We start from the raw sequence: 17,002 nt of genomic DNA, 5'->3' as shown, positions 1-17,002 counted from the left end.
CATTCCCGTGGCGAACGAAGAGAAGCTCGTCGAATACCTCAAGTGGACGACGGCCGAGCTCCACCAGGCCCAGCAGCAGCTGCGCGAAATGAAGGCCGCACAGCACGAGCCGATCGCCGTCGTCTCCATGGCCTGCCGGCTGCCCGGCAAGACCCGCACCCCGGACGACCTGTGGGATCTGGTGTCCGAGGGCCGCGACGCCGTCACCGGCTTCCCCGACGACCGCGCCTGGGAACTCCCCGAGGAACGCCCGTACGCGGAGCTCGGCGGGTTCCTGGACGACGCGGCCGGCTTCGACGCGGGCTTCTTCGACATCAGCGACACCGAGGCCGTGGCCACCGAACCCCTCCAGCGCCTCATGCTCCACCTCGCGTGGGAGACCGTCGAACGCGGCCACATCGCCCCGCACACCCTGCGCTCCACCCTCACCGGCGTCTACGTCGGCGCCACCGGGCACGACTACGCGACACGGCTCGAGACCGCGCCCGACGAGCTGCTGCCCTATCTGGGCGGCGGCACGTCCGGCAGCCTCGTCTCCGGCCGCATCGCCTACGCCCTCGGCCTCGAAGGCCCCGCCATCAGTGTGGACACGGCCTGCTCGTCCTCCCTGGTCGCCCTCCACCTGGCCTGCCAGGCGCTGCGCCGCGGGGAGTGCCGGCTCGCCCTCGCCGGCGGCGGCACCGTCATGTCGACGCCGCACACCTTCCACGCCTTCGCCCACCAGAAGTCGCTCGCGCAGGACGGCCGTTGCAAACCGTTCGCCGCCGCGGCCGACGGCATGGGCCTGGGCGAAGGCGTCGGCCTCGTCCTCCTTGAGCGGCTCGGCGACGCCAGGAAGAACGGCCACCCGGTGCTCGCCGTCATCCGCGGCTCCGCGGTCAACCAGGACGGCGCCGGCTACGGCCTCGCCGCCCCCAACGGCCCCTCCCAGCAGCACGTGATCCGCGCCGCGCTCGCCGACGCACGGCTCTCCCCGGACCAGATCGACGCCGTCGAGGCGCACGGGACGGGCACCCCCATCGGCGACGCCATCGAGGTCCAGGCCCTCCTCGCCACCTACGGCGCCGACCGCTCCCCCGACCGGCCCCTGTGGCTCGGCTCCGTCAAGTCCAACACGGGGCACACGCAGGGGGCGGCGGGTGCGGCCGCGCTCATCAAGATGGTGCAGGCGTTCCGGCACGGCACTCTGCCGCCGACCCTCCACGTCGACCGCCCGACGCCCCTCGCCGCCTGGAAGAAGGGCGCGGTACGGCTGCTCACCGAGGCGGTCGACTGGCCCCGCCGCGAGGAGCCCCGCCGGGTCGGCATCTCCGCCTTCGCCACGTCCGGCACGAACGCGCACCTCATCCTCGAAGAGCCTCCGGTGGACGAGGCTCCGGTGCCGGCTGCCGCCCGCGCCCAGACGTCGACCGTTGCCCCGGAACTCCCGGTGGCCTGGAGCCTGTCCGCTCGTACGCCCGAGGCCCTACGGGCACAGGCGAAGGCCCTCGTCACCCACCTGGCGGCCACCGACCCCGCGCCCTCCCCGGCCGAGGTCGCCTACTCGCTCGCCGCCACCCGCAGCCCCCTGGAACACCGCGCCATCCTCACCGGCACCGACCACGCCGAACTCCTCGCCGCCGCCCGCGCCTTGGCTGCCGGAGAGGACCACCCGGACCTGGTCCGGTCCACGCCCGAGGCCGGCCCGAAGAAGATCGCCTGGCACTTCGACGGCCGCCCGGCCGACGGGGTGACGCCGGAGACGGCGCCCGGAGCCGAACCTGGCGCGACATTCGGCGCGGCTTTCGGAGGTGCCGAGTTCCACTCGGCGTTCCCGCTCTTCGCGTCCGCCTTCGACGAAGCGCGCGCTCTCCTCGACACCCATCTGCCGGCTCCCCTCCCCACTCCCCACCCCGAACTGGCGCGCTTCGCGGTCCACACCGCGCTCGCGCGGCTGCTCCTCGAAACGGGGGTACGCCCCCACACCCTCACCGGCGACGGTGTCGGCCACATCGCCGCCGCGTACGCCGCGGGAATCCTCACCCTCGACGACGCGTGCCGCCTGGCCGCCGCCCACGCCGCTGCCGCCCAGGCCACCGAGGCTGGACAACCGGCCCCGCCCGACGCCTATGAGCCCGTGCTGAAGCAGCTGACGTTCCAACGCGCCACGCTCACGCTCACCAGCACCGCCCCGGCCGACACCCCCATCGCCTCCGCCGACTACTGGCACCACCACCTCACCTCGCAGGCCCCCACCACGCCCCCCACCCCCGAGACCCACACACTTCTCCACCTGGGCGCGCTCTCACTGGAAGGCACACAAACCTCCGCCGTACGCGCCCTGTTGACCGCCCTCGCGCGGCTTCACACCACGGGCGGCACCGTCGACTGGACCCCTCTCGTCCAGCGCACGCCCCACCCCCGGACCATCGACCTCCCGACGTACTCCTTCCAGGCCACGCGTTACTGGCTGCACGACCACACCGCGCACGCCGCGGTGTGACCCCCGCCAACACCTCACTCACACAGGAGCAGTCATGACCAGCACCGACCACACCTCCGGCCAGGACGCCACCGAGCTGGAGAAGCAGCTCGCCGCGGCCACCCCCGAGGAACGCGAGAAGCTCCTCACCGACACCATCCGCACCCAGGCCGGCACCCTTCTGAACACCACCCTCAGCGACGACAGCAACTTCCTCGAGAACGGTCTCAACTCCCTTACCGCCCTTGAACTCACCAAGACGCTGATGACGCTGACCGGGATGGAGATCGCGATGGTCGCCATCGTCGAGAACCCCACGCCCGCACAGCTCGCCCACCACCTCGGCCAGGAGCTGGCACACACCACCGCGTGACCCCTGGACCACCCGGGCACGACGCCCACCCCGCCCCCGGACGCACGGAGCACCGGGGGCACAAACATGCGGGCACGGAGTCAGGCGGCGGGGCAGAGCGCCGCGGGATCGGCCGACTTCGAGGCAGCGCGGGCCACGATCGCGGGCACGGGACGGGCGGTGCGCACGGCGGCCGCGGCGGGCAGCGAGCGGTTCCGGGCGAAGACGACGAGGCGCAGCACCACGAACCGTGCGACACCGGCGAGCGCGGAGGCCGACAGATACACGACCTGTTCAAGCATCGCGCCGGGCGCCGCCACCAACTGCTGCAGGACGACCATGGCCGCGCAAGTTACCGCGTACGCGGCCGCCGCCGAACCGGCCGACTGCGCGTGCTGCCGCCCGGTCGCGCGCCCACCCGCACCGAAGGTGAAGCGGGCGTGGAGCTCGGTGGCGACGACGGTGGAGACCACGGTGACCAGGGCGTTGGCCAGCGCCCAGGGAACCCAGGAGGCGAGGGCGACGACGGCGAAGCTGGAGGCGAGGCCCACTCCGCCACCGCAGAGCACGAAGCGGACGAAGGCGGCGCAGGCACCGGGCGCGGCGGCCTGCTCCTGGCTCTGTGCTGTCCCCATGATGCAACCCCTCCGACGGCCGGCTCTGCGGAACGCGTCCTTCCTGCCCGCGAGTCGGGGCAGCGCGCTCTCGATGACGCCATCATGGCACATGCGTGGCACCACGTGGTGCCATTTTCCCGTCAGGCTGGCACCAAGGGGCCAGAGACGGGGCGGAGAGGGGCGGCAGAGACGAGGCCGCACGCGCACACGTCGGCCCCGCCTACGCTCCGATTTACCCGGAGGAGTGCGGGGCCGACGTCTGCGGCATCTGCATCAGCGGTCAGCGGTCACCCGGACCGCTTCCGCCCTGACGCTGCCTACCTCTGCGGAGGCTCCTGCTGATCCGAGCCGAACTGGTCCCGGAGCTTGTCCTGGGCCGTGTCGACTTGACCGCTGTACTTGCCCTGCGTCTTCCCGTCGACGAAGTCGCCCGCCTTGTCGATTCCCTGGCCGGCCTTGTCCTCGTGCCCCTTGAGCATCTGCTTGAGCTTGTCCATGACCGTCATGGGCGCACCTGCCTCTCTGCGTTCCTCCCCCCATCCAGGGTCAGGGCACAGCGCACGATCCGCATCCGCAGCCACCACGGCCAGGCCGGGAGGCTTTCCGGCGCAAGCGTTTCGCTCGTTCGAGGGCAGGTGATCGCACCGCGCTTTCGGCGGGCGCGGAGCCGGTCACGATCACACAAGGCCCGACGCCCGACCAGAGAGGCTCGTCCGTGCATCGCTGGCTTTCCGAACGGCGCCGGTCGGCGGTGAGCCTGGCCATCGCGGCGTGCGCGACAGTGGTCCTTCCCCTCGACGCCGTGGTGCGGATTTCGGCAGCGGATGTCGGCGTGCTCGTCTTCTTCGCCTACCTGCTGCCCTACCTCGCCATCACCTTGACCGTCTTCGTGAGCGTCGCTCCGGAGCAGGTCCGCTCCTGGGCGCGGCGCGAAGCCCGCGGCACGTTCCTGCAGCGTTACGTCCTCGGAACCGCGCCCGGCCCCGGGGGGTCGCTCTTCATCGCGGCTGCCGCGCTGGTGGTGGCGGTGCTGTGGCTTCCCGGCCACCTCAGCACCACCTTCTCCGCGCTCCCCCGCACCCTGGTGGCGCTCGCCCTGGTCGTCGCCGCCTGGATCTGCGTGGTCGTGGCCTTCGCCGTCACCTTCCAGGCCGACAACCTCGTGGAGAACGAGCGGGCACTGGAATTCCCCGGGGAGCGGAGTCCAGCCTGGGCCGACTACGTCTATTTCGCCCTGGCCGCGATGACGACGTTCGGCACCACCGATGTCGACGTGACCTCACGCGACATGCGACGAACCGTGGCGGCGAACACGGTCATCGCCTTCGTCTTCAACACCGTCACGGTCGCCATCCTGGTGTCCGCACTGGGCGGCCGCTAGCGCCTACAGGCGGCCGATCTCCTCCGGGTCGAGTCCGGTCAGCCGGGCGATGCGCTGCGCGGGGATGCCCGCGGTCAGGGCCCGGTGCACGAGGGCCTGCCAGTCCTGGGTCGTCTCCCGGAACGCGAGCAGTTCACTCTCCATGTCCGTGACGGTCTGGGGCGCGCACTCCTGCTCGACCTTGAGCGCCTCCTCCTCGCTCAACGGCACCGGCAGCCGCTCGGCGTCCTTCGGGATGAGTGTCTCGGCATCGGCGGGCAGAATCCTGACCTGTTCCGAGGACACAGAGGCCTCATGAGCCTGCAACCAGGCGTGCACCGCAGGGGTTTCCGTGCATTCCAAGGCACCGACGGCGGCGAGGGCCGCTCCCAGTCGGGGGTGCCGGTCGGGGAGGAGGAACAGGTACGCGTCATCGGCCATCGCGGAAAATCGCCTTCTCGTTCGGACATCAGGACGTCAGGACGTCGTCAGGACGTCACCAGGCCACGAATGGTGGGCCCAGGGCACACACATTCCCACGGTCGGCCGGTTCACTCAGAGCCGCCGGCCGGGCCTCGTGAACCCGCCATGCGTTCGACCGCCGTCGTCGCCGCGGCCACGAAAGCGGCGATCGCCGGATGGGCGCCACCGCCCGCACGGAACGCGACCTTCGAGCGACGGAACAGCGGCAGCTTCGTGAGCACCACACCTGCGGGGCTCGGCTCGGCGGCCATCCGCGGCACGAACCCGGCCCCCTGCCCGGCGGCGACCAGAGCCAGCACCGTGCGGAAGTCGTTGACCTGGTGGCGGATCCTGGGCTGGAACCCGGCGGCCTGACAGGCGCGTACAGCCATCGCGTGACCGGTCGTGCCGTCCCGCGCCGTGATCCACGGAACCTCGGCACAGGGCCCGAGCAGCGCTGCCAGTGTGCTCCCGGATCCGGATTCCTTAGCAGTGTCCGCGGTATGGGTGACGAGGTACATCGGCTCTTCGAGCAGAGGCACCTCGTCCACGGTCGTGTCCGGCGTCGCGGGTACGAAGTCGTAGTCGTGTACGAGGGCCACGTCCAGCTCACCGGCGCGGAGACCGTCGGAGACGCGCGCGGAGTCGATCTCCCGCACCATCGGCTCCAACGCGGGGTGGCGAGAGGCCAGTTCGGCCAGCGCGCCGGGAACGATGGTGTGGCCGCCAGAAGGGAACGTCCCGATGCGCAGCGGCCCGCCGATGCCGTCCCGTGCGCCCGCCAGCTCGGCGACCGCCTGTTCGAGACGGTTCAGCACCGCGTCGGCGTGTGCGACGAGGGAGCGTCCTGCGGGCGTGAGGACCACGCGCCTGCCGCTGCGTTCCAACAGCGGCACGCCCGCCTCCCTCTCCAGCACGCCGAGCTGCTGGGAGACGGCGGACGCGGTGAAGGTCAGCGCTTCGGCCACGGCGGCGATGGTGCCCCGCCGGTCGAGTTCGCGGAGCAGATGGAGGCGACGGACATCGAGCATAAGTTCAGCTTAGGTGTGACGGCAGGAATCTGAAATGGATCTACCGAGTGGTGTGGGCCAGGGTAAGAGCATGACCCTCGCATCGAGCCTCGAACCGACCACCGAACCGCTCTTCAACGGCCTGTACGTCCCCCTGGTGACCCCGTTCACCGACGATCTGCGCCTGGCCCCCGAGGCGCTGGCCCGACTCGCCGACGAGGCGCTGTCGGCCGGCGCCTCCGGGCTCGTCGCCCTCGGTACGACCGCCGAGGCCGCCACGCTGACCGCCGACGAGAGAGAGACGGTGATCCGCGTCTGCTCGGCCGCGTGCCGGGCACACGGGGCACCGCTCATCGTCGGGGTGGGCACCAACGACACCGCCACCGCCATCACGGCACTGCGAGAGCTGGCGGCCCGGGGTGACGTCGCCGCCGCGCTGGTCCCCGCGCCGCCCTACATCCGCCCCGGGGAAGCGGGGACCCTGGCGCATTTCGCCGCGCTGGCCGAGCACGGCGGCCTCCCCTTGGTCGTGTACGACATCCCTTACCGCACCGGGCAGACGCTCGGCGCGGGCACGATCACCGCACTCGGCCGCCTGCCGGAGGTGGTCGGCATCAAGCACGCGACCGGCTCGATCGACCCGACCACCATGGAGTTGCTCGACTCGCCCCTGCCCGGCTTCGCCGTGCTCGGCGGTGACGACATCGTCCTCTCGCCGCTGGTCGCTGCGGGCGCCCACGGCGGAATCGTGGCGTCGGCCAATCTGCGTACCGCCGACTACGCCGAGATGATCGCGCTGTGGCGACGCGGCTCCGCCGCACCCGCCCGCGCTCTCGGAGCCGACCTCGCCCGCCTTTCCGCCGCCCTCTTCACCGAACCGAACCCGACGGTGATCAAGGGCGTATTGCACGCCCAGAACCGCATTCCCAGCCCGGCCGTCCGCATGCCGCTGCTGGCCGCCTCCGCCGATGCGGTCCGCCGGGCGGCACCCCTGGCCGCGAGCCAGAAGTGACACGGGGTCCGCAGGCCGGACCGGTGGCCCGGTCTCGCATGGTGGTCACCGCCTGGACCGGGGGGCTGGTCGCTGTGTTTACATGCGCGTCATACTTGCGGCTCGAGCGTCTCCCTGCGCACGGCAACGGCGCCGAGCGCCTACGCCGGCCGTGCCAGAAAGGGCTCCTTTGACCACGCGACCCGACACGAAGACAGCTCTCTCGCAGAAGACAGCACTCTCCCAGCTGCTCACCGAGATCGAACACCGCAACCCGGCCCAGCCGGAGTTCCACCAGGCCGCCCGCGAGGTCCTCGAGACACTGGCGCCGGTCATCGCGGCTCGCCCCGAGTACGCCGAAGCCGGCCTGATCGAGCGCCTGTGCGAACCGGAGCGCCAGATCGTCTTCCGGGTGCCGTGGCAGGACGACCACGGTCGCGTGCGGGTCAACCGCGGCTTCCGGGTGGAGTTCAACAGCGCCCTCGGCCCGTACAAGGGCGGCCTGCGCTTCCACCCGTCGGTGAACCTCGGCGTCATCAAGTTCCTGGGCTTCGAGCAGATCTTCAAGAACGCGCTGACGGGCCTCGGCATCGGCGGCGGCAAGGGCGGCAGCGACTTCGACCCGCGCGGCCGCAGCGACGCGGAAGTCATGCGTTTCTGCCAGTCGTTCATGACGGAGCTGTACCGGCACATCGGCGAGCACACGGACGTGCCCGCGGGCGACATCGGCGTCGGCGGCCGGGAGATCGGCTATCTGTTCGGTCAGTACCGGCGCATCACCAACCGCTGGGAGGCGGGCGTCCTCACCGGCAAGGGCCGCAACTGGGGCGGCTCCCTGATCCGTCCGGAGGCGACCGGCTACGGCAACGTCCTCTTCGCGGCGGCGATGCTGCGTGAGCGCGGCGAGACCCTCGAAGGCCGGACGGCGGTCGTGTCCGGCTCCGGGAACGTCGCCATCTATACCATCCAGAAGCTCGCCGCCCTGGGCGCCAACGCCGTGACGTGTTCGGACTCCTCCGGCTATGTGGTCGACGAGAAGGGCATCGACCTGGACCTCCTCAAGCAGGTCAAGGAGGTCGAACGCGCCCGCGTGGACACCTACGCCCAGCGCCGCGGCGCCTCGGCCCGCTTCGTGCCGGGCCGCCGGGTCTGGGAGGTGCCTGCCGACATCGCGCTGCCGTCCGCCACGCAGAACGAGCTGGACGCCGACGACGCCGCCGCGCTGATCCGGGGCGGTGTGAAGGCGGTCTCGGAGGGCGCCAACATGCCGACGACCCCCGAGGCCGTGCGCCTGTTCCGGCAGGCGGGCGTCTCCTTCGGGCCCGGCAAGGCGGCCAACGCGGGCGGCGTCGCCGTCAGCGCGCTGGAGATGGCCCAGAACCACGCCCGTACGTCGTGGTCGGCGGAGCGCGTCGAGGAGGAGCTGACGCGCATCATGAACGACATCCACAGCACGTGCCACGAGACCGCCGAACGCTATGGCGCCCCCGGGGACTACGTGACGGGCGCGAACATCGCCGGCTTCGAGCGGGTGGCGGACGCGATGTCCGCCCAGGGCGTCATCTGACCCGCGGTGCGACACTGACGGATGTGACGGACGACGAACGGCGGACGGACCGGCGCCTGGAACAGGCCATCCTGGAACTGCTCGAGCGCCGCAGCCCGTCCGCGACGATCTGCCCCTCCGACGCCGCACGTGCGGTGTACGGAGGGGACGACGACGGCTGGCGCGCCCTGATGGAACCGGCGCGCCGAGCCGCCCGCCGACTGGTCACGGCCGGCGAGGTCGAGATCACCCAGGGGGGCCGCCCCGTAGACCCGGCGGACGCGCGCGGCCCCATCCGGATCCGCCGCGTCCGCTGACCCGCGCCCGGATCCCGCGGAGCGTGCTCAGACGGTGGTGCGGAAGGGTCCTGTGACCTCGTAGGTGATGCCGCCGGACGAGCTGCCCGACGTACCGCGCTGGCTGGAGAAGTACAGCCGCTTGCCGTCGGGCGAGAAGGCCGGGCCGGTGATCTCGGAGCCCGACTGGCCGTTGACGCGCAGGAAGGGCGCCACGATCTCGGCGGGGGTGATGACGCAGATCTCCATGTTGCCGCCGTCCTCGGCGACGAACAGGTCACCCGAGGAGCTGCCGGTGACGTTGTCGACACCGGTCAGGGGCGGGGTGCCGTTGGTGACGAGGCTGTCGTCGTAGGCGAGTTCGTAGGTGCTGTCGCGCAGGTTGAGGCGCCAGACGCGGTTGTCGCCCTTGGTGGTGAACCAGACGGTGTCGGAGGCGTAGTGGCAGCCCTCGCCGCCGTTGAAGATCTTGGCGCCGGAGACCTGGTCGCGGGTGTAGGTGGGCGAGCCGTCCGGGTCGGGCACGTTCGTCCAGGTGAAGGAGCCGGACGTGCCGCTGCCCGCGACGAGTACCTGGAGGGTCCCGGAGGAGAGGTCGCCCCAGGTGGTCGGGACGAACCGGTAGAAGCAGCCGTCCGACTCGTCCTCGGTCATGTAGATCACCTTGCGGACCGGGTCGGCCGCGGCGGCCTCGTGCTTGAACTGGCCCATCGCGCCCCGGCGGACGGCGGCCTTCGTGCCCCACGGGTCGGTCTCGTAGACGTAGCCGCGGCTGACTTCCTCGCACGACAGCCAGGTGTTCCACGGAGTGGCCCCGCCGGCGCAGTTGTTACGGGTGTTGGAGAGGACCCGGTAGGCGCCCGTAACGGAACCGGAGGAGTTGAACTTGACGGCGCTCGCCCCGCCCCCGGTGGAGAGCTCGGAGTTGGAGACGTATATCCAGCCCGTGCCGTCGGCGAAACAGGCGCCGCCGTCGGGGGCGCCGTGCCAGGTGTACGAGGTGCCGGAGACCGTGCGGCCCGAGCGGGCTATGACGCGGCTGGTGAAGCCGGCCGGCAGCATGATGCCGTTGGCGTCGGCGGCCAGCAGACCGCCGTAGGGGCTGGTGCCGTTCTGGGCCGGGGCCGCGTAGGCGGCGCCGTGCATGAGGGTGCCGCCGAAGACGGCGGCGGAGGTGCCGAACACCGCACCACGCAAGAAGTTGCGACGGTCCATGGATACTCCTACCCGAGAAGCGAACGATGAGTTGGCGCACGTCGCCGACTGGTCACAGGGGACCGTAGAGGCCCTGAACGGGCAGGGTCAGGGACGAGTCGGCCAACTCCTCGGGAACCTTTGTGACCATGGTGAAGCGCGGTGTTCACGGGTCGAGCTGCTACCGCTCCCCTCCGGCTCCCCCGCCTTCGCCTCCGCCCACACCTTCGTCGTCGGTTTCCTCCGCCGACCTCGCGGGAGCCGCCGCCGCACGCGTGTTGACGTACGTGGTCAGCTGCCGCACCTGCCGTTCCAGGTTCTTGATGCGGTCCAGGATGTCCTCGGGGAGATTCGGCATCACGGGCCCTCCATGCCTTCGAGGTAGAGTTCCGCCGTTTCGGCGCGGCCCCGCTCGGGGGCGGTGACCTTGACTCCGATGACGCGGTACGTCGCGTCGAGGCCCTCGCTGAACCACACGTCGTGAATGCGCAGCCGCACGGTCGTCCCGAGGAGCGAGGGCGTGGTGTCCGCGTCGAGGCGGATGCGGACGGCCGGGATCACGACCGGGCCGCGGAGCGCGGCGAGTTCGGTGCGGGCCAGGGCGTCGAGTGTGGCCTTGGCGGTGACGTTGCTGTGGTCGGACGTGGTGTCCAGGCGCGGGAAGCCGGCGCCGATCAGCGCGTGCGCCACATGTTCGTCCGAGACGACGGGGCGGTCCGCGCCTTCGGGGGTGCCGCCGCGGGCGCGCGCGGTGGTGCCGCCGCGGGTGGCGTCGCGGGGGAAGGAGTACGTGAGGATGTCGCCCGGCAGGTCCAGGACCGTGGTGCCCTCGCCGACGTGGATGCGGGGGACGCCGAACAGCAACCGCTTGGCGCGCTCGCCGGTCGCCGGGTCGCGGTACACGCTCACCAGGTACTCGAACCCCGGTTCCATCGTCGCCAGTTGCGCGATGGCCTCCTCCACCAGCGTCTCGTCGCCGTCGAGGTACGTCACCGTGCGCGGTGTGCCCGCCGGCGCGGGCGCGAAGCCGACGCCGATGTCGCCGCCGGGCATCTTCTGGATGTGCTCCCACAGGCTGCGCACGATGGTGAGGTCGTCGGTGGCGGTGTACGTGAGGTTCTGCCGGATGCGGCGGTGACTCGCGTACGAGTCGAAGGTGGCGGCCTGGAGCGCGACGGTGACCATGCCCTGCTCGTCCATGGCCGGGGTGAGCGTCCAGACGATGCCGCCCCAGCACACCTGGTCACCGCGTTCGAGGTAGACGGCGGTACGGCCCTCCAGGAGCTCCCCGACCCGCCGCGCCATCCGCCGGTTGGGCACCGGCAGGGTGGCGCTGAGCGATCCCGGCTTGCCGATGTAGTCGTCGAACTCCAGGCCCTGCAGCGGAAGGGCGTCGATGGGGTCGTTGGTGCGCAGGTCGGCGAAGACGGCGAGGTAGGGGCTGTCCATCGGGGTCAGACCACCGGGTCGACGCGGACGAAGAGGTTGTCGAAGGCGGCCTCGTTGCCTGCGGTGCCCGACCTGAAGGCGGCGATGGCGGTGTACTGGCTGCCCGGGGTGAGCTGGCCGAGCGGGAAGTTGCTGTACGTGGAGGCCGAGCCGGCCCCGTTGTGGGAGGCCGCCCGGTCGTCGCTGGCGCCGAGCAGCGGGGTGCCGCCCGCCGCGGGACGCACATTCACCGACATGAACGCCTCTTTCCCGCCCGCGCCCCACATGTGGGCGCCGATGGCGATGTGCACCCAGCCCGACGCCGGTGCGACGAAGGTGAGGCCGAAGGGGTTCGAGACGACGTCGACGAGGGTCTCGGTGTAGGTCGCCGAGGTGGTGAAGCCGCGGTCAGGGGTGTGCTTGAGCATGGCGTTCGGTGTGTACAGCAGCCACCGGCTGCCGTCCCAGCGCTCGAGGCGTCCGTTGACGTCCCGGTACTCGCCGACGTAGTTGCCGCGCGCGCCGTGGCCGCCCCCGGCGGGCAGGATGCCGCCGAGCGCCGCGGTGTAGCGGCGCCGGTCGGCGACCGCCGTCGCCCAGGTGATGCCCCGCGTGGCCGAGGCGCCCGCGCCGACCGACACCTCGTACAGCAGCTCGGCGGTCTTCGGCAGCGCGGGCGGCACCGGCGCGCTCGCCGGGGTGCCCTGGACGATCTCCAGAACGGCCTCGTAGCGCCCCGAGGCGTCGTAGTCCGCGTCGTACACCCGCACCACGAGCGCGTCGATGCGCGGCAGCGTGGCATGGCCGTCGGCGAAGGTGAGCTGGGCGTCGGCGTCCACGGTGACCGGATAGCCGCCCTGGGCCGCCGCGGAGCCGCCGGGCACCCACAGGCGGCCCGGGGAGAGCCGGGCCTGCATGCTGCTTGCCGCGGTGCCGGTCAGCTGGAGACCGCCCACGGCACAGCCGCCGCGGGCGGTCAGCGGGCCGGAGGACGCCATCCCGAGGCTCATGGCGAGCCGGGTGTCCTCCCGGGTCTGTCCGGTGGGCAGATGCCATGCGGAACGTGTCGTCATGGAACTCTCCAAGATCGCCGGTCGATGGGTCGGTCGCTCACCACTCGGCCGAGCGCCAGGCGACGGTGGCCGACGCCAGCGCCACGTCACCGGACTCGGCCCGGAAGGACAGCCGGGAGGCACCGGGTGCCAGGGTGAACAGTTCCTCGGGGACACTGCCGACGACCGCGGTGTGGCGGCGCGACGCGGTCCCGTTCAGCACCACGGAGCCTTCGGCCGTGTCGACCTCCAGCACGTCCCCGGACGACAGGGACAGGCGGTACTCCAGCCAGGTGCCGTCGTCGTGGTTGGCCAGGCGCGGGCGGACACACGGCCCGGTGAAGGTGATCAGGGGGTGGGTCGGGGCGCTTCCCGTGTTCTCCACCGTCGCCTCGCCGACGGACCCCGGGGTGCCCCAGTTCAAGGGCCAGGTCAACGGCCAGGTCAGACCCGGCTCCCGGCGCGGAAGGCCGATCTCGACCCGTCGCACGACGCTCTCGTACCGCCGTGGGTCCATGGCCTTCCACTGGAGCGTCACCTTGGCCAGGCGGCCGGCGAGGAACTGCCGGTCCGTGGGTACGACGCGCTGGGTGACACGCGCCTTCACGGCCAGCGTCTCGCCGTACAGCCGCACCGCGAGCCACTCCTCCTCGTCCCGTATCCCGGTGGCGGAGCGCAGCGCGCGCAGGGCGGCCAGGGCCGCTTCGGGGCCGCCGTCCGGGTCCGGGGCGAGCCACAGCTGAGCGGTGATGGTGCGGGGCTGGGCCCACTGGGTGCCCGGCCAGCCGCCGTGCCCGGCCGGACGGTTCGCGTCGGACGACTCCAGGCCGGGCAGTTCCTCCCACCCGGTGAGGCCCTCGGCCGCCACCCAGTAGGCGGTGCCGGGCCCGATCAGGAGATCAGCCCACTGCACCTGCCCGTCCGTGTCGATCAGCCCACCGGGTCCGGCGGCGCCCTCAGCCGCGCCGGACGCGCCGGATGCGTACCGCGTTCTCGCTGCCCCCGCTGTCCTCACCGTCCCCGCCGTCCTCGCGTTCATCCGCTCACCACCGCGCCACCCCCGGTTCTCATCGGGCCCTCAGCCCCTGGCCTTCATCAGGAACATCAGGTCCTCGGCGGTCTGCCGGGCGCTGCCGCCGCGCGCCTCGTAGTAGTTCTCGATCACCACACCGCCGCGTTGCTGCGGCCCCAGCGCACGGACCGGCCCCGCACCCGGCCGCGGGCCCCGCGCGAGCAGCGCCTCCAGCCTGTTCAGCGGCAGCACGGCCTCGGCCTGCCCCGCCTCGCCGAGCAGGGCGAGGGTGCCGCCGGCGCGGGGCAGCACGATGCCGCCCTGGGCGAGGGTCGGGATCGTCGGAAGGCTGACGCCGAAGGTCTTGCCACCGACGCCCGGCACCCAGCCCGGGATGGACACCTTGACCTTGTTGAGCGCCCGGATGGCCGAGTTGACCAGGCCGATCACCGCGTTGATGGGCCCCTTCACGGCACCGAGGACGCTGTTGAAGACGCCTTTGGTGAAGTTCGCCAGGCCGTTCCAGGCCCGGTGCAGGCCGTCGCGTACGGCACGGAACGCGGCCGGGACGCGTTCGCGGAGGAAGTTCAGCGCCGGTCTGATCACCGCGAGAACCGCGCGGATCACGGTCGTGATGATGGTCTTGTAGATCGTGAAGTACGTCTTCACGACGGTCCAGATCACTCGCAGGACGACCTGGAAGGCGACCTTGATGGCGTTCCAGGTGGCCTGCACGACCCGCTGTGCCGCCCGCATCGTCGTGCCGATCACCTGCCCGATGATCCGGAACGCCGTCCGCACGATGCGCTGCACGGTCTTGGACTGCATCGCCATGTCGATGAGCTTGGTGATCAGCGGGAGCAGCAGCGCCATGATCGCGCCGAAGACGTTCGCCTTCATGGCGGTGTTCAGGCCGCGCTGCGCGGTGGTGACGCCCTGGAGGCCCGACTTCATCCGCCCCATGAGCCCGCCGCCGCGCGTGGCCGACTTCCCGGCTCCGTCCATGGCCCGGTCGGCCTGCCGGACGCTGCGGGCGGTGGCGTCCGCCTGCGTCTTGACCCCGCGGAAGGAACTCGCCGTGCGGTCGAGCCCGCTCTTGATCCGGCCGACGGCCCGGTCCGCCTGCTGCACGGTCGCCCGCAGCTTGCCGACCCCGGAATCGGCCTGCCCCGCGCTCGTCCGCAGACCACGGAACCCGGAGGCGGAGCGGTTGAGGGCTTGTACGAGTGACATGGGTTGCCTTCCTGGCTACAGGGCTCGTACGAGCTGGTCGACCCGTTCTTCGAGGCGTCTGATCGCGTCCGCCGCCGCACGTATGTTGTCGCTGTCGACCTGCTGTTGCTGTGCTCCGCGGCCCTGGGGCCGCGCGGCGGCGGCACGCCGGCGGTCGAGTGCCGTGCGGGCCAGGGCTTGGGCGCGCAGGGCGATGTCCCGGGCCTTGAATGCGTCCGTCCCCGCGTTCCGGGCCGCCATGGCTACTCGGCCGACCTCTCTGGAGAGCCCGCCGACGGTCCTGAGGTTGCGCCCGACCGTGGCCCGGGTCCTGTCGAGCGTGTTCTTCAATTCCTTGATGGAGAGCTGCAGTTGGTCAGGCATCTGGCCTTTGCCGCGAAGCCGGGCCTCCTCGGCCAGCTTCGTCAGGTCGATGAGCGTCTTCTCGGCGCCGACCACTTTGACACCCGCTGCGACGCCGACCCCCTCCACCTTGACCCCGGTGGTTTCCCCTTTGGCACCCGCCGGCTGGAGCAGACCCTTCACGATGTCGGTGACCAGACGCGTGGCCTGCTTGTCCACCCACGCGGAGACGGCGCGCTGGGCCTCGGCGTACTCCCTGCCGAGGGGCCCCATCGGGCCGGGTGTTGCGGACATGAGCCCTCCTTCGACAGCGTCCGCGAGCTCAACCGAAGAAACGGGCCAGTTCGGCGGGCCCGGGAGCGTCGGACGCGGGCGTCCCGTCGGGCGCGGCGTCGTCCGCGCCCGGCCGGGGCACCGGCTGCGGCGCCTCCGGTGCCGGCTCGTCCTCGTCCCGGTTGACGGAGGCGAACATCCAGTTGGCGATGGCCAGGTGATCGACCACGGCGGCGAGCAGATGGTCGGTCAGTGACCACTGCGCCCCCTCGCCCTCGTGCGCGAGCCGGAACGCGCTGTCCCGCGGCAGGTGCCGGACGAGCACGGCGAGCCGCCGCGACGACAGTTCGCCGCGGTACCAGCCGAGCAGGTCGACGCCGTAGTGCCGCAGCAGATCCGCCTCCAGCGCCTCGGCGTGCTCCTCCACGAGCGCGCCGAGGCTCAGCCTTCCCCCACGCTCAGCCCTGTCGCCTCGCCGTAGGCGTTCAGGACGGCGGCCACATCCTGAACGCTGACGTCGTGCTCGGCGAACCGCTTGTACTGCTCGTCGCCGAGCAGCAGGGCGAGCAGCCCGTCCAGGTCGTTGTCCTCCAGGGAGGAGAGGGTCTGGGCGGAGCGACGCGGGATCTCGGTGGGGAGCGAGAACGTCTCGCCGTCCACCTCGAACTCCCAGCTCAGGCCCAGCGATTCGAGCCGCTGGGCGCGGGCGGCATTGACATTGAATGGCGCGGACATGGGACTCCTGGGTCGATGGGTGACGGGTCGGCCAGGTGACCGGCGCCGCTACTTCGCGAACGCCGGGTCGTTCATCAGCCAGGTCGCGAGCGGCGTGGTGTTGTCGACCGCGAGCGCGGTGAAGGTGATGCCGAGCTTGACCGACGCGGTGCGGGTGAGCTGGAGCTCTTCGGTCTCGGTGACCTGGCCGCGGGCGATGGTGAAGCGGTACTTGATGACATCGCCGTCGGCGAACTCCACGCCGAGCATCCGCTCGTCCTTCTTGGGCTCGGACGCCACCTGATACGAGTAGAGCTTCGAACCCTCCGCGGTCTCCTTGACCACATCACCCCCGAAGAAGAACGGCAGGGTGTCCTCGTTGAGCTGGAGGAGGGCGAACTTCACGGTCAGGTCCCGGTCCGAGTACACGAACCGGGCGGGGCTGACCGACTGCCAGGTGTCCACCGCGTCGATCTTGTCCTTCTTGTTGAAGCGGATGCCGTCGGTGCTGGTGTAGCCGAGGTCGCGCCAGGCAGCGGCCCAGTTTCCGGTCACATCGGCGGGTACCGGCGTACCGAGCGGGGCGGTAAGGATGCGCCCCGTGCCGGCGACGCGGATCTCGTTCGGGTTCATTCCGGGCATGCGGACTCCTTCGAACT

Annotated in this window: 20 protein-coding genes; 6 read left to right on the top strand and 14 right to left on the bottom strand. The window is 71.3% G+C overall.

Annotation, left to right across the window (positions count from 1 at the left end):
- Positions 1-7: 7 nt before the first annotated feature.
- Together ACZ7LU_RS06055 and ACZ7LU_RS06050 are read left to right on the top strand one after the other, a co-directional pair.
- The gene (locus ACZ7LU_RS06055) at positions 8-2,482 is read left to right on the top strand and encodes a type I polyketide synthase (protein ID WP_471915835.1); all 2,475 of its coding nucleotides are present in this window, start codon (positions 8-10) and stop codon (positions 2,480-2,482) included.
- 34 nt (positions 2,483-2,516) lie between these two features.
- The gene (locus ACZ7LU_RS06050; protein WP_468557959.1) at positions 2,517-2,834 is read left to right on the top strand and encodes an acyl carrier protein; all 318 of its coding nucleotides are present in this window, start codon (positions 2,517-2,519) and stop codon (positions 2,832-2,834) included.
- An 80-nt stretch (positions 2,835-2,914) separates the two neighbouring features.
- Here ACZ7LU_RS06050 and ACZ7LU_RS06045 read toward each other — a convergent pair whose 3' ends face one another.
- The gene (locus tag ACZ7LU_RS06045; protein ID WP_471915834.1) at positions 2,915-3,448 is read right to left on the bottom strand and encodes a GtrA family protein; all 534 of its coding nucleotides are present in this window, start codon (positions 3,446-3,448) and stop codon (positions 2,915-2,917) included.
- A 299-nt stretch (positions 3,449-3,747) separates the two neighbouring features.
- Entirely contained in the window at positions 3,748-3,936 is a 189-nt protein-coding gene (locus ACZ7LU_RS06040; protein WP_398299110.1) for an antitoxin, read from the bottom strand.
- 209 nt (positions 3,937-4,145) lie between these two features.
- Here ACZ7LU_RS06040 and ACZ7LU_RS06035 point away from each other — a divergent pair, with 209 nt between their 5' ends.
- The gene (locus ACZ7LU_RS06035) at positions 4,146-4,811 is read left to right on the top strand and encodes a DUF1345 domain-containing protein (protein WP_471915833.1); all 666 of its coding nucleotides are present in this window, start codon (positions 4,146-4,148) and stop codon (positions 4,809-4,811) included.
- A 3-nt stretch (positions 4,812-4,814) separates the two neighbouring features.
- Here the strand turns inward: ACZ7LU_RS06035 and ACZ7LU_RS06030 are convergent, their stop codons facing one another.
- The gene (locus ACZ7LU_RS06030) at positions 4,815-5,231 is read right to left on the bottom strand and encodes a DUF6003 family protein (protein ID WP_398299114.1); all 417 of its coding nucleotides are present in this window, start codon (positions 5,229-5,231) and stop codon (positions 4,815-4,817) included.
- Positions 5,232-5,341: 110 nt separating this feature from the next.
- Positions 5,342-6,283 (bottom strand): LysR family transcriptional regulator, encoded by a 942-nt coding sequence (locus tag ACZ7LU_RS06025; RefSeq protein ID WP_471915832.1) that lies wholly within the window; start codon positions 6,281-6,283, stop codon positions 5,342-5,344.
- Between the two features lie 70 nt (positions 6,284-6,353).
- On the opposite strand from ACZ7LU_RS06025, the gene ACZ7LU_RS06020 reads away from it, so the two are divergent.
- From ACZ7LU_RS06020 to ACZ7LU_RS06010, 3 genes are all read left to right on the top strand, one after another.
- Positions 6,354-7,274: a 4-hydroxy-tetrahydrodipicolinate synthase family protein gene (locus ACZ7LU_RS06020; RefSeq protein WP_471915831.1), complete on the top strand. Its 921-nt coding sequence runs from the start codon at positions 6,354-6,356 to the stop codon at positions 7,272-7,274.
- Positions 7,275-7,443: 169 nt separating this feature from the next.
- Positions 7,444-8,820, top strand: a complete 1,377-nt coding sequence (gene gdhA / locus ACZ7LU_RS06015; RefSeq protein WP_398299120.1) for an NADP-specific glutamate dehydrogenase — start codon at positions 7,444-7,446, stop codon at positions 8,818-8,820.
- 23 nt (positions 8,821-8,843) lie between these two features.
- Complete coding sequence (locus ACZ7LU_RS06010) at positions 8,844-9,116, top strand: DUF3253 domain-containing protein (protein ID WP_398299122.1); 273 nt, start codon at positions 8,844-8,846, stop codon at positions 9,114-9,116.
- 27 nt (positions 9,117-9,143) lie between these two features.
- On the opposite strand, the gene ACZ7LU_RS06005 is transcribed toward ACZ7LU_RS06010, so the two are convergent.
- From ACZ7LU_RS06005 to ACZ7LU_RS05960, 10 genes are all read right to left on the bottom strand, one after another.
- On the bottom strand, positions 9,144-10,310 hold the full coding sequence (locus ACZ7LU_RS06005; protein ID WP_468085863.1) for an alkaline phosphatase PhoX: 1,167 nt from the start codon (positions 10,308-10,310) through the stop codon (positions 9,144-9,146).
- Positions 10,311-10,470: 160 nt separating this feature from the next.
- Positions 10,471-10,647, bottom strand: coding sequence for a hypothetical protein (locus ACZ7LU_RS06000; protein WP_471915830.1), 177 nt, complete (start codon positions 10,645-10,647; stop codon positions 10,471-10,473).
- Positions 10,647-11,738 carry a hypothetical protein gene (locus ACZ7LU_RS05995; protein WP_471915829.1) on the bottom strand — a complete coding sequence of 364 codons (1,092 nt, stop codon included), beginning with the start codon at positions 11,736-11,738 and terminating at the stop codon, positions 10,647-10,649. The genes ACZ7LU_RS06000 and ACZ7LU_RS05995 overlap by 1 nt, the downstream gene beginning before the upstream one ends.
- A 5-nt stretch (positions 11,739-11,743) precedes the next feature.
- On the bottom strand, positions 11,744-12,790 hold the full coding sequence (locus ACZ7LU_RS05990; protein ID WP_398299130.1) for a hypothetical protein: 1,047 nt from the start codon (positions 12,788-12,790) through the stop codon (positions 11,744-11,746).
- 37 nt (positions 12,791-12,827) lie between these two features.
- Positions 12,828-13,808 (bottom strand): phage distal tail protein, encoded by a 981-nt coding sequence (locus ACZ7LU_RS05985; protein ID WP_471915828.1) that lies wholly within the window; start codon positions 13,806-13,808, stop codon positions 12,828-12,830.
- A gap of 39 nt (positions 13,809-13,847) precedes the next feature.
- Positions 13,848-15,014 (bottom strand): phage tail family protein, encoded by a 1,167-nt coding sequence (locus ACZ7LU_RS05980; RefSeq protein WP_470982129.1) that lies wholly within the window; start codon positions 15,012-15,014, stop codon positions 13,848-13,850.
- 15 nt (positions 15,015-15,029) lie between these two features.
- Positions 15,030-15,650, bottom strand: a complete 621-nt coding sequence (locus tag ACZ7LU_RS05975) for a hypothetical protein (protein ID WP_471915827.1) — start codon at positions 15,648-15,650, stop codon at positions 15,030-15,032.
- 28 nt (positions 15,651-15,678) lie between these two features.
- A complete protein-coding gene (locus tag ACZ7LU_RS05970) occupies positions 15,679-16,056 on the bottom strand; it encodes a hypothetical protein (protein ID WP_470982131.1) in 378 nt (125 codons plus the stop codon).
- A gap of 14 nt (positions 16,057-16,070) precedes the next feature.
- Positions 16,071-16,364, bottom strand: coding sequence for a hypothetical protein (locus tag ACZ7LU_RS05965; protein WP_398299139.1), 294 nt, complete (start codon positions 16,362-16,364; stop codon positions 16,071-16,073).
- 48 nt (positions 16,365-16,412) lie between these two features.
- On the bottom strand, positions 16,413-16,985 hold the full coding sequence (locus ACZ7LU_RS05960) for a phage tail tube protein (protein ID WP_398299141.1): 573 nt from the start codon (positions 16,983-16,985) through the stop codon (positions 16,413-16,415).
- Positions 16,986-17,002: the final 17 nt, after the last annotated feature.

It is taken from the genome of Streptomyces sp. NPDC039462 (genome assembly GCF_055639375.1).
Note: the sequence above shows the minus strand (reverse complement) of the source record. Positions and strands in the feature narration are given on the sequence as shown.